Annotated in this window: 14 protein-coding genes and 1 pseudogene; all 15 read right to left on the reverse strand. The window is 54.5% G+C overall.

Going from position 1 to position 12213, the window contains the following annotated elements:
* Positions 1-254 (reverse strand): annotated as a pseudogene (locus Q3O06_RS07230) (phage tail protein); the annotation flags it as partial.
* A 538-nt stretch (positions 255-792) separates the two neighbouring features.
* A complete protein-coding gene (locus Q3O06_RS07235; RefSeq protein WP_373323506.1) occupies positions 793-2649 on the reverse strand; it encodes a pyocin knob domain-containing protein in 1857 nt (618 codons plus the stop codon).
* Between the two features lie 10 nt (positions 2650-2659).
* Positions 2660-3223, reverse strand: coding sequence for a YmfQ family protein (locus tag Q3O06_RS07240; protein ID WP_301818255.1), 564 nt, complete (start codon positions 3221-3223; stop codon positions 2660-2662).
* Entirely contained in the window at positions 3220-4275 is a 1056-nt protein-coding gene (locus Q3O06_RS07245; RefSeq protein ID WP_301818256.1) for a baseplate J/gp47 family protein, read from the reverse strand. Before Q3O06_RS07245 ends, Q3O06_RS07240 begins: the two co-directional genes overlap by 4 nt.
* Positions 4272-4625 (reverse strand): phage GP46 family protein, encoded by a 354-nt coding sequence (locus Q3O06_RS07250; RefSeq protein WP_301818257.1) that lies wholly within the window; start codon positions 4623-4625, stop codon positions 4272-4274. The genes Q3O06_RS07245 and Q3O06_RS07250 overlap by 4 nt, the downstream gene beginning before the upstream one ends.
* Positions 4626-4736: 111 nt before the next feature.
* On the reverse strand, positions 4737-5366 hold the full coding sequence (locus tag Q3O06_RS07255; protein ID WP_301818258.1) for a phage baseplate assembly protein V: 630 nt from the start codon (positions 5364-5366) through the stop codon (positions 4737-4739).
* Entirely contained in the window at positions 5367-6506 is a 1140-nt protein-coding gene (locus Q3O06_RS07260) for a phage baseplate assembly protein (RefSeq protein ID WP_301818259.1), read from the reverse strand.
* Entirely contained in the window at positions 6490-7857 is a 1368-nt protein-coding gene (locus tag Q3O06_RS07265) for a DNA circularization protein (protein WP_301818260.1), read from the reverse strand. The genes Q3O06_RS07260 and Q3O06_RS07265 overlap by 17 nt, the downstream gene beginning before the upstream one ends.
* 9 nt (positions 7858-7866) lie before the next feature.
* Positions 7867-9999 carry a phage tail tape measure protein gene (locus Q3O06_RS07270; protein ID WP_301818261.1) on the reverse strand — a complete coding sequence of 711 codons (2133 nt, stop codon included), beginning with the start codon at positions 9997-9999 and terminating at the stop codon, positions 7867-7869.
* On the reverse strand, positions 9996-10163 hold the full coding sequence (locus Q3O06_RS07275; protein ID WP_301818262.1) for a hypothetical protein: 168 nt from the start codon (positions 10161-10163) through the stop codon (positions 9996-9998). Before Q3O06_RS07275 ends, Q3O06_RS07270 begins: the two co-directional genes overlap by 4 nt.
* A gap of 41 nt (positions 10164-10204) precedes the next feature.
* Positions 10205-10591 carry a hypothetical protein gene (locus tag Q3O06_RS07280; protein WP_025457321.1) on the reverse strand — a complete coding sequence of 129 codons (387 nt, stop codon included), beginning with the start codon at positions 10589-10591 and terminating at the stop codon, positions 10205-10207.
* 105 nt (positions 10592-10696) lie between these two features.
* A complete protein-coding gene (locus tag Q3O06_RS07285; protein WP_301818263.1) occupies positions 10697-10888 on the reverse strand; it encodes a hypothetical protein in 192 nt (63 codons plus the stop codon).
* A gap of 15 nt (positions 10889-10903) precedes the next feature.
* On the reverse strand, positions 10904-11497 hold the full coding sequence (locus Q3O06_RS07290) for an antA/AntB antirepressor family protein (protein WP_301818264.1): 594 nt from the start codon (positions 11495-11497) through the stop codon (positions 10904-10906).
* A gap of 149 nt (positions 11498-11646) precedes the next feature.
* Positions 11647-11847, reverse strand: coding sequence for a hypothetical protein (locus Q3O06_RS07295; RefSeq protein ID WP_002213622.1), 201 nt, complete (start codon positions 11845-11847; stop codon positions 11647-11649).
* Positions 11848-11960: 113 nt separating this feature from the next.
* A complete protein-coding gene (locus Q3O06_RS07300) occupies positions 11961-12185 on the reverse strand; it encodes a hypothetical protein (RefSeq protein ID WP_301818265.1) in 225 nt (74 codons plus the stop codon).
* Between the last annotated feature and the right edge of the window lie 28 nt (positions 12186-12213).

Raw genomic sequence — 12213 nt, forward strand, 5'->3', positions numbered from 1 at the left:
AGTTTTTCAGACTTCGCCTGTTGCAGCATTTTCTTTTTAGCGGCAGGTGTCAGCACCCAGTCGCTTCCATCCCATTTGTGGTATTCCGACGGGCGCGGCGGGGAAACGGTCAAATCGTCGGACACGACGCAGCCGGAATTGAGGGCGGCCAGCAGCTCGGCATGTTGTTCGGGGCTTACGGGACGCGCGCCTTCGGGGGCTTGGTCGGGGGTGTCCGCGTCGTAAAAGGCGCGGTCTTTGTAGTAAATGGTCATCGGGTTTCCTTTCGGGTTGTTGTTGCGGATTGGCGGCGGGTCGGTTACGCCTCCCCCTGCGGGCAGGCTTCGCACTCTGAAGGGGTCGGCGGCTTTTTGCGCGGTTGTTCCCGCCTTTCGTTGTTCCTGCCCTTTTGTTCGTCATTCCCGCGCAGGCGGGAATCCAGTCCGTTCGGTTTCAGCCGTTTCCGATAAACCGCCTTAACGTTGCAGGTCTGGATTCCCGCCTGCGCGGGAATGACGGGGGCGGTTTCGGTTCTTTCCGATAGATTCCTGTGGTTTTTCGGTTACTGGATTCCCGCTTTCGCGGGAATGACGGAAGGAGGCGGGAATGGCGGCGGCGGGGTTTCAGACGGCATCGCTGTCGGCGGCGGGGTTGGCGGATTGGCGGGATTCCTACAATCCAACCTGTGTCCAAGCTGCGCCTGCCGCGCGCCCTCCCTGCGCCCATCCTACAGCCTGCCGCGCGTCCTTATGTCCGCCAACGTCCTTTCAATCTCTCTTCGTGTTTCTTCGTCGATTTCAGGTATTCCGGGGTTTATCGCGGGGGGGGGGGCGAGGCGGCTTTGCCGATGGCCATCCAGTCGCAACTGCCTTCGTACCAGTTGGTGATAATGGCGGCGGCGTGGTTTTTGGCGCGGATAAACAGCCAGTTGTATTGCCTTTCGCCGTTGGCTCGCCCCGAATGGCGTTCGGATACGAAGCAGCGGACGTTGCCGTCGGCAAAGGCGATGGGGAAGACGACTTCGTTTTCTATGGGGCCGCCGCCTCTTGTAAACCTGTAGCTGCCGGTCTGTATCATTGTGCCGTCGGGGAATCTGACAATATCCACGCCGCCGATGGTTTGGCGTGTGAATTGCGCGGCAACGGCGGTGCTGATTTTTTCGTCCAGCCCCGGGATTTGGGCGGGGGTGTGGGTGTGGTTGCGGTCGGCTTTTTCCTGCAAACCCTGCGCCAGCCTCGACGCGTCCAACTCGCCCGCATTGACGGTTTCGCCGTGGGACTTTATCCAGAACACGGCTTCGCCCAAGGTGTCGGCGGCTTTGATGCACAGTTTCAAAACCAGGGCTTTGGGGCGGTTTTCGTCGGCGGTGGGGACGACGCGGGATGCGTCGAATGTAAGGGCGGACGGGCGGTCGTTGCCGCCGTCGCCTGCGTCGTATGTCCAGTTTTTGCGGGCGGTGTCGATGCCGAACGCGCCCTCGGGGACGGCGGTGTCGAAGAGTTGCTCGGTGCTTCGGTTGCCGCTGTCGATTTTGCCGGTAATGTTGCGGATTGCGTCTTCCTGCACCTGTCCGACCGCCAAGCCGTTGCCTGCGTTGCGGATAAAGCGGTCGGCGGCTTTGGGGACGTTGGCAATGCTTCCGTATTTGGCAAGCAGCAGGCGGTAAAGTTCGGGATAAGCCGATTCGGTTACGCGTGCGGCGATGTCGTCAAACGCCAGCCAGCCGGTCGGGATTCGGTCGGACGGAAACCACGCGGTGATGCCGATGTCGGTGCGGCTCAAATCGGGCAGGCGGTTGCTGTTGCCCAGGGCGCGGTACAAATCGGGGAAGGTGTTTTGTTCGAAGGTCGTGCCGTCCGCCTTCAAATAGCCTGCGGGGTTTTGTACGGCTTTGGGAAAGGACACGATCGCGCCGACGGGGATGCCGTCCGAATTGAGTTTTTTCCACGCGCTCCAGTCGTCGTTCGCGCTGCTTGTCTGATGGCGTTCGTACACGTCGGACGTGTAGGCGGGATAACCCAACTGGCGGCACCAGCCGGGTTGCGTGCCGGCGATGACTTGGATATGGCAGGCGGTGTTTTCAACGGGCAGGTTTGAGCTGCCGACCGCCGTCGGCAGGGAATAGACGCCGTCGGTTTTGAGGGTGTTCAAATCGCCCCGGAAGGTTTCTACTTTGAAATTGCCGATGCCGTATCCGGACAGGGTGTTCGGTTTGCCTTCGATGTCTTCGTTGAAACGCGGTTTGTTGGCTTTGTGGAAGATGTCGTGGTTGTTGTAGGAAATGCGGTTGTTTGCGCCGTGCAGGCGCAGGGTGTCGTCGCCGAAGACGATGTGGGCGTTGTCGTTATCCGCGCCGATGTAGGCTTTGTAGCCGCCGTTCCAGTGCGTCGGGTTGGCGGACAGGTGGATGCCGCTTTGGAATCGGGTTGCGGCGGCAAAGGTTTTTTGTCCGCCGATTTCTTGGTTGCCGGTGGTAACTACAGCCAGCTTATTCAGTGCTGCCAGTAATTGATTAGGCTGCGACTTATCCGGCTGGATACCGGCCGCAGTCAGCACGGCCAGCAGCTCGGATTGCACTTGGTTGAGCCACCACGCGGGCAGGATGGTGCCCAATTCGGACACGCCGTCGCCCTCGTGGAAGGTCTTATCGGGGGTTTCGATGGGGTGCATAAATCGTCCTTTAGCGGTAGGTAAATCGGATGGCGGTGTGGGCGGGCTTGAGGCGGTTGAACAGGCTCTCGATCACGGCATCGCTGTATTGGCTCAAGCGGCTGCCCGCCGTACCGCTGCCTGCCCGAAAGCGCCACACGGTTTGCGATTGGGCGGCCACGTCCACCCACCACACCCACATAATGTCTTCGCGGGCGAGACGGTCGCCGGCGCGGTTTACACCGGCGCGGAAGGGCTGCGGCTCGCTGATGGTGATGGTGTAGCCGACTGCAGCAGCCAGCCGGATGAAATACGGGATGCTTAGGCCGCCGGTCTCATTGAGTTTGACCAACACATCGGCTACACGGCGGGCGTAGTTGTCGGGCTGCGGCGGATTGATGCCGAGCAGGCACTCCCATCGTGCGATGTCGCCGCCGGCAGTGGGGGCGTAGGCGGCAGCCAGCACCTGTGCCGACTGCGTTTGCACGCCGTCGAATATGGCGGCTTCCGCCTGCCGCTCGGCGGCCTGCCGGGTGGCACGTACGTCGTAGCTGACGGGCGGATAGTAGAGTGGGAGTAAATCAGCGTAAGTCATAACAGGGTCATCTCAAACGTGCCCAAGGCGAGCCATTGGATGTGCGGGGTGATGGTGGCGTTTTGGTTGGCAGATGGGCTGACCAAAACGCGGTCGAACACGCCCGGGGTATCGCTAATCAGTGCCTCGATATGGCTTTTATAGACGGTGTCGCCCGGCTTGATGGTCGCGAAATAGGCTGACAAGGCGCGCTCGGCAGCCTCCTTGACCGCAGGCAGGGTATAGCCGTCGGCCGGCGATACGCGCACCGATACATTGAGCGGCACGCGCTGCGGCACCATCACCTGCACGTTTTTGGCGGTAACCGGGCGGCGTTCGTCGATATACTGTTGTACGGCGCGCACCACATCGGGAGAGGGTAAACCGGAAGCGGTAAGGATGGCCACATCCACCGTGCCCAAACCACGCCGCAGCGGATACACAAATGCCGCCTCCACCCCTGGCACGTCCATTGCCCAGCGGTAATAGTCGTAGGCGTTGCCGCCGGCGGGCGGCTGGCGCAGACGCGACAGCAGCCTGTCCAACAGCGCGGCATCGCTCTCGATATCGGTGCCGCCCACCATACCGGTGAGCACGGCATCTGCCTCAATGCCGGCAGGCGGGCTTTGCAGTTTGGCCGGGGTGTTGTCCGGCTGATTGCCGGCGGCACCGGCGCTCAGGCAGTGGCAGGCAATCAATACCTGACCGCTGCCGTCGGTTTGACTCGGTGCACCGGTTTGATAGGTAATGTCGCCCACTTGGGCCACCAGCCCGGCAGGCAGAACGGTATTGGGCGCGCCGCTGATGCGGATGCTGCCCGCCGCTGCGGCAGCCGCTTTGCGCCAAATGCGATACATGGCGCAATGGCGCTCCAAATAGGCGGTGTCCGCCGTATCGGCAAATATCTGCCGCAAAATCCACTCTTGATGCCGGTATTGCCCCTCGGCCAGTGCGGCCAAAGCGGTGGCACGGGCGTAATTGTCGCTGCCGGGATGGGTGTGGGCGGCAGGCTGTTGGTTGCTCAAATCGCGCAGGTAGTCGCTGCGCAGTTGCTCAAAGTTTTTGGTTTTCATGCCAGCCGCACCTCGTGGATTAAATTCAAACTCCGGCCGCTTGCATCCACCGCCGCAATATCCAGCCGCAGCCAGCCGCGCCGTGCCAAAGAGGCGGCCACATTGATGCGGCGGGCACGGCGGGTATCCAAAATCGGCTGCAAAGCCTGCTCGGCATACTGCTTGGCCAGCACCGCCATGCGCGGCAGGTCTTTCATGCGGCGCAATTCGTGCAGGCGGCTGCCTAATGCAGGTTCGGCCCAGTAGCTGCCCAGCGGGGTAACCAGCCGCACATAGACTTCGTTTTCGATCCCTTGCGCGGATTGGTTTAATAAGTAGTCGCCGGTGGCGAGATTAAGTAAAGCGTCCATACCAGAATTTTCGGATATAAACGCCCCTTCTTTGAGTGAATTGATGTCAGACAAATATAGAAAGCCGCCTAAAAACCCAATAAGGATTCTTAGACGACCTTTAAAAGCAGTTTAAATGACTTCACCGGTTTCCGAACCGTTGGTCTCAGTATGTTTGTGATTACTGCCGACATCTTTACCGTTGTTGGTTAATGCGCCGGTAGTATTCAAATCGCCGACCATATCCACGTTACCGGTAAATATCGTACCGCTGCCGCCTTGCACGGCCATACCACCGTTGCCGTTGATTTGCCCTTGCGCGGTTAATACCGCAGAACATTCAACTTTTTCCGAAGTAATATTTACGCCGCCAGGTGCTTTGATATTCAGCGTTTCGCAGTCGATCTCAATGACGCGCCCCTTTTTTAACACCATCTTGGCACCGTCAGCGTTATAAACCGCCGTTTCGCCATCAGACAAACCGGTAATGCGGTACGCGCCGTTTGTCGTGGTAACGATAATACCGTGGCTGGTTTTGCCGCCCAAGGGTACGACGACGCAATCGCTGCCTGCGGGCGGATTGCTGGTAAAACCGAAGTTTTCGGCATGCTCCAAGTCTTGCACGGTTTCGCCGTCCAAGCCTTCGACTTGGATTTTCTGCACACCGCCCGCTGCTTTGACGCGGGCAACCTTTCCGCGAAAGCCCTGCCGGACAGTGTTAAACGCCTGTTTGATACGCTTATCTATGGTTTTAATATCCATTTAAATAACCTGCAATTCCTGTTTTGGCTTTTTAGCTTGACGGCGTTTCTTCGGCTTGACCGGTGCTTGACCGTTGGCTTTGCGGCTTTCAGACGGCATTTTGGTTTTGCCCGATTTCTTCGGCGGGTCGGCATCCAATACCCACGCGCCGTCTTCTTTAAGCGTTAATACAGTTTCCGTGCCTTGGCCTCTGCCTCCGACAAAGGTACGCGCCATAAGGAAATACACTGAGTCGATGCCGTCCGGTTCGCTCAATACGTTGATTCTCTGACCCGGTTGCCACAACGTACCGTCATCGGTTCGGTGCCCCTGTACCACTGCCGTGATGGTCAAGCCTTCCAAGCGGCTGTCCGCCAAGCGTTTCTTTGCTTTACGTTCCGCTTGAGCCTGACTGTCGATGTCCGGCTCGGTAACGATTAGGGGGCGGTGCAGTTTGACGGATTCGTCTTTGGCGGTGGCTTTGATGTTGTGTTTGCCGCTGTGGCTTTGCGCCAACACGGTAACTTCGCTGTACCGTGCCGCCATATCGCGGTTTACTTCCAGACGCTTGATATTGTTATTGTCGCCACTGACCCGCAAGATCAGCCCGGCAACAGGTGCGGCGGTGTAGTCGGGACCGCCGACAACCAAGGTGCCGTCAGGCTCCATCCAAGGCCATACGCCGTTGGCTTCGGCATATTGCGTCAAGGCATCCCATGCACGGCTTCCGGGCTCGATTTGAACTTTATGGGTTTTATTGGTTTTGGCTGCATCGATACGGATTTTGGACAAACCCAAAGGCTTAACGATTTTTTCAATAATTTGGTTTAAATCCATGTCCTGCGCATTAAACAGCGGCGCAGAACAGTCCAACAGGATACCGGCATCATCACGGCCCTGAATGGTCAGCGTTTTATTGCCTTTCTCCGTCGTAGTGTGCACACGGTCGATACGGCCGCTTAATACCGTATCCCCACCGACACGGACTTCTACTTTATCGCCTTCTTTCACTGCAGTCGGAACTGCATCTACCGGACGGCCCAGCGTGACACTAAAATCATCGGCAGGAGTCAACAGGTCGGACACAATGTCGTAATTCGTCCACTGCCCGTGGGTTTTGCCGTTAATCAGCAGGGTAACGGTATTATTCGGCGTAGGCATTCAACACCTCTCCTTTCTCAATAAAGTTCGGATGACGGATTTGCGGATTCAGACGCAACAACTCGCCAAAACGGCTGTAATCGCCATACCATTCAAACGCCAACAGATGCAGGCCGGCATCGCGTCCTACCATTTTCCGCACCAAGGGAGGGCGCGTATTCAAAACGGCAAAAGCCTGTTTTTGCAGCTTGTGTGCCGTATCACGCAAACTTTCAGTCAGTTCGGCGGCAGTTTCAAGATATGGTGTTTGCGGCAACAGACCGGCCGCTTCGATACGTTGGTACACATCATCGGCGCTGTCTGCCGGTGTCTGATACAGCCGCAGCAGGGAATAAGCCATCTTCTCGGCCTTTGCCTCATCCGCCGACATCATCGCCAAAATACGGTTTGCGGCCAGCGTGCGTTGCAAAGCAGCATGGGTATCGGATAATAGGCGTGAGATTTCCACGGGCGTTAAAGTCGGATCATCAATTTGTGTTGCCAAAATATCTGCTGCCTGTTCCGCCAAAGCACACGCTCCGACGGTTGCGGTAAACGCTGTGAACGCAGCGACATCTTCAACCTTTGCACGCTGAATTAAATCTATTGCCGAAACGCTGCCTTCTGCCCCGCGACTTACCTGCCACGGTGTAGCGGCGGCTTTTGATACCCCGCCAACCATATCGCGCCAGCCATCCAGCCCACTTTTACCGACGACGTGCATATTTGCCAACACACCGAATACTGATTTCAGCTCCGCCGCCAATACACGCGGGCTGTTCAGAAGATTCATTGAGCCGGTAAACACGCCGTTGACCTGACCATACATAACGCCGACGGTCGTCAATACTGCGGCGTGAAATGCGTTCCAGCGGCTTTGCGTTTTCTGAATCCTGCCCAATGCCGTCTGAAACACCTCGAAGCCCTGCCAAACGGCCAAGTCGGCAAGGAAATCCACTTCGTCGGCCAGAGCAGACGGTAACTCACGGTCAAAGAACGGCGCGGCTTTGACACTTTGCTTAAAGGTCATCCGCACCGTACAGTAATCGGGATTTTCTTCATTATGAGCAGCTTCAAAATCAGCCACCACGCAATCGGGCACGCTGCCGTAAATCGGGTGGATCAATTCGCCCGCACCAGTCTCCCGCAAAACACCTAACAGGCTTTGCAGCCTGCTTTCGTAATCGTCACCCCACAATACCGCCGTCAGGCTCATATCCATTGCCGACACACCTGTATCTTCAATGTCCGCCCCCTGAACAAAAGGATATTCGTGTTCGGCTAAGGCGTGCGTGCCACGCAACGCATCATCGATTACATCAAAGCCGACACCTTTAAAACTGGCATCTAGTAAAGTATCTTTCCAACTCATTGCGCTTCCTTAATTTTTTGCCGCCGCACGCGCCGCCGCCTGATTGATATAGGCCATAATATTGCCGTTTTGCACGGTAACGGTAATCGGAATCGGCTTGCCTGCCGCCGCCTGCATTTGCGCGGCGGCTGCCGTCATCTGTGCCGCCGCACCGGTCATTTGCGCCGTTACCGCCTGATTTTCCGCCGCCGCCGTAACATACTGCCGGCTTGCCTGTTGGTTGGTTTGTGCAGATTGGTTAAGCTGCGCCATACTTTCTTTGAGAACAGGGCTGTCGAGCGGAGAGTTATTCCCACCCAATTCCTCCCGTTTTCTCATGTATTCGTTTTTGGCAGACGACATAAAATCAGGCAAAAACGACTGCAAGCGGTCGGCGAAGGCCACCAACGGTTTACTCCAGTCGTCATATTTATCCCGTTGACCCGCCAAATGTGTTACGCCACCCATAGCGGCCAACGGAGCAGCACCTAAAGCAAAGGCACCCATTGAGCCTGCAGAAGGCAGAAAACGACCGGCACCGGCAACACCTTGACCGCCTTGGAAGAACCGCCATCCGCCGCTTACCATTGAGCTTGTCCCCGCAGTTGCGGATACCGCCGCAGCCCCTTGACCCGCCGCCACCGCTGTCTGCGCGGCCTCCTGATGACCTCTGGCCCAGTCGGCAATACCTTTAAGCTTATCGGCCACCATGTCGGTAAAGCTTGAGAATGCACCATATTCGGCTTCGCTATATGCCGTTTTGAGCTGTTCTTTTTTGAACCCGGAGCCTTCGGCTACAAATTGATAATTATTGTCTACCGCACCGGCGGCATTGGCCTGTCCCTGCTGCAGCCGTGCGGCTTCTTTTTTGTTGTTGATTAGCGAGAGCAACGCCATCAAGGCTTGGCGGTCTGAAACCAATTGTCCGACAGCCGTACCGTCAACCAAAGCTTTCTGGTTTTCCAGTAAAGCCAACTTGGCTTCATCGCCTTGAGCGGCGGCCATTTGTTTCATTAATGCCGCACTCTTTTCATCCTTGCTCACGATTTCACTCACGATATCGACCAAAGCGTCCAGCGAGTTCATACCGGCGGCCTGCCTCTTATTCATGCTGGCGGTGAAATCAAAACCTTCTTGTCCGTTAATGTCGATTTTCTTTGCCTTAGTAACGATGTCCTGACTGCTGATTTTCGCCAGCAGGTTGACCAGGTTGTTACCGGCTTCGTCTGTACTGCCTGCAGTCATAAACGCCAATTGGTTGGCATTTAACAAACTGCTGAAATTATCCAGTGTCGCGCCCATACCTGCGGACTTCATCGCCGCCAACTGTTGCGGCAGCCATCGCGCCATGTCTTTCAGTTCAAAACCGCCATCCGCGCCCGATTGCATGGCTCGGTCGAGCAATGCAGGAATATCGGCTTCTTTAAACCCTGCCTGCTTCGCTTTGGTCACAATATTGGCAATATCATCGGCATCTGCCCCTGCTGCGGCTGCTGTTTTCATTACGGTTGGCAACATCTGCTTCACGGCAGCACCACTCAACGAACCGCTGGCCACCATGGTATTCATCGCCTGCAAGGCTGCTTGCTTAGATGTTCCGCCCAAATAAGCGGCATCGTTTACCGTTTTATTAATTTCCTCCATGCCTGCGCGTTTTTCCTCAATACTTTTGCCTGCATACATGGTATTGGTCGCGTGACGGAGCTCCGTGTCATAGTCCATTGTCCGGCTGACCGGCTGGGCCAACACATAAGCCCCTGCCGCCGCACCGGCGGCAACCGAAGCCGCGCCGCGCGCCAAACTTTTACCGCCTTGAACCATGCGGTTGAAACGGCTGCCGCTGTTCATTTCGGCATTTAATTCCCGAATACGGCTGCGCGTCTGTTGGGCGGCCCGCGCCAGCTCATTGTGCGAAGCACGGCCGCTTTTGACCATTGCATTGTAGGCCGCTTGAGTACGTTGGATTTCACGGCGGATTTCACGCTCCGTGCGGATGCCCAAACGGGCGGCAGCGGCATGCATCAGTTGTTGTTGCCTGCCGGAAGATGATGCCGCACGGCTTTGAATCTGCATCGTACGGTTGACCTCGGTCGCCAAGCGGCGCAGGCCGACACTTGCGTCATCTCGGAACTTGGCAACTAATTCGACTGTATTACGGCTCATTTTTTCTTCCGTTTGCTGATAAAGGTTTGAGTGTGTCCGCCGGATGCAGATAGGGTTGAAGTTTTGGCAGACGGCGCAAACCAGGGCAGCACCACGGGAGCGGCACGGCCACGGTCAATCAAATCAGCCTGTTTAAGCCATCCCTCAAGCTCCGGCTGGGTCATCTTGCCGATATCGTCGGCAGAGATACCGTAACTTCCCAGCTTTAAGACTGCGTATCGGTAGCGGTCGGCACGGGCTGAACGGACAGACGCTTTTTTGCCAGCAGCTCTTGGGCGAAATAAAGCGCGTCGAAATCAGTGGCGACCAACTCATCGGCCAAGAAGTCGAGCGTTAAGGCATCAGGTTGAATCGTACCGATATGGTCGAGAGAGGCTGAATAGGCTGCCAACATACGCGCCTGACCCTCCAGCGTTGGGTCAATAGCCATATCTTCGCGGACAGTCAGCAGATGCATGGAAAAATCACGATGGACAGCGCCGTCAACAGAGATACCGTACTTCAGACGGCCTGAAACGGTTTTCAGGTCGGAAGAAACAACCAGCCCATACTCTTTTGCAGCATGTTCGAGTTCTTTGGAAATTGAAGACATAATAAAAGCCTCTAAACGGTTAATCGGATAAAAATCCAATTATCGTTTAAAGGCTATTTAAACCGTCTTTAACAGGTGTCAGTTTCAGACGGCTTTTAAACAATCCTATTCTGCCTTGTGTGCAAACCGCACATCATCCATGACTTCTTTCAAGCCTGAAATGGGAAACGACAGTAGCGCGGCGATATTTTCCGTATCAAAGCTGGCATTGCTGCTTTCGGTTTCATACATCAGCATATGCAGTGTATCTAAAGCGGTATAGGCGCGGCAAAGCGTTTCGTAGCCATCTTCACTCATTATATAATTCATCGCTTAACCCTCCAATCCCAAAGACTGTTGCGCGCTGCGGCCGATTTGCGGATTGGGCTGATACTGCACAAAACCCAAATCGTTCAGCTTTTTCAGGCGGTAGGATACTGCGCCGGGGTTTAAATCCAGCAGCTTGCCGATTTCGGTCAGGTTCAAGCCCATGTTGCGGTAGCGCAGCAGGCTGAGCATGTCGGGCGCTGCTTGGAAATAGGCATCTTCCAGCGCGTCAATCCGCCACAGCACGGCATCAGGAACCGACTTGGCCTGTTTCTCCATTTCGATAAAGTAACGGCGGGCTTGGCGGCCTTTGTCGTTGCGCTCGACCATGCAGAGTTCTTTGGCCATATCGAGGGAAAGATGGTAGTCGGTAACGGTTTTTCCACGTTGTCCGAAGAAACCCGCTTCGGTACTCATAACCGTATGAACACCGAGAAAATCAACATCTTGAGTAAAACCATACTCATTAATACGGTTTTTAATCCAGTCGGCAAAATGCTGTTTGCTTTCTAAAAATTGATGTAAATCTCGAGCATTGACTAATGCTTGGGTTTGTCCGTCCAGAGAGCCGGAAACGGTTGGGATAAGTGTGGTATTCATGGTAAAATAATCTTTCATTTCAAGGTTGAGATGACAAGGAAAAGAACGCTCTAACGTTGCTTTTCCACTATCCCCGATAAGCTGTCACTTATCGGGGATTTCCATATCTTGTGTTGCACAAGATATGGAAATTTTAAATTATGGTAATTCTATTTGTCAATATTCTTTTTTGCTTTCTTTTTGAATTTTTCCGATTCCATATCTCCTCTAATTTTCGATTTTACCCAGTTTGAAAAATCTAAATTTTCAGAAAATTTAATTAAATCAAGTTCTTTTTCAGAATTGAACGATACTGTTTTTACTACTCGCTTGAGTGCGTATTTTTCTTGAGCCTTTTTAATCGAGTCCATAATCTTCCTTTAAATAGGTTTTAAAACACGATTATGGTAATACTAAAAACCATTTTAATCAAGATGTATTACAACAAAATGCCGTCTGAAACGTTTTCAGACGACCTTTAATTTCAAAAACATCCCCCCGTGAATAATGCTGTCGTCGGTTCTATCTCCAATGGCGGAACAATCAAAGTTTGATATTCATGCTGAAGACAATCCATCAACTCTTTTTTCTCATAAGCTGATAACGGCTTGAAGTAAGTTCCGATAATCAGTTTGGCAATATCGGTTAATTCTTCTTTTGAGATTTCAGACATAAAAGCCTCTAAACGGTTAATCGGATAAAAATCCAATTATCGTTTAAAGGCTATTTAAACCGTC

The organism is Neisseria maigaei, from assembly GCF_958267405.1.
GTDB classification, from domain to species: domain Bacteria; phylum Pseudomonadota; class Gammaproteobacteria; order Burkholderiales; family Neisseriaceae; genus Neisseria; species Neisseria bergeri.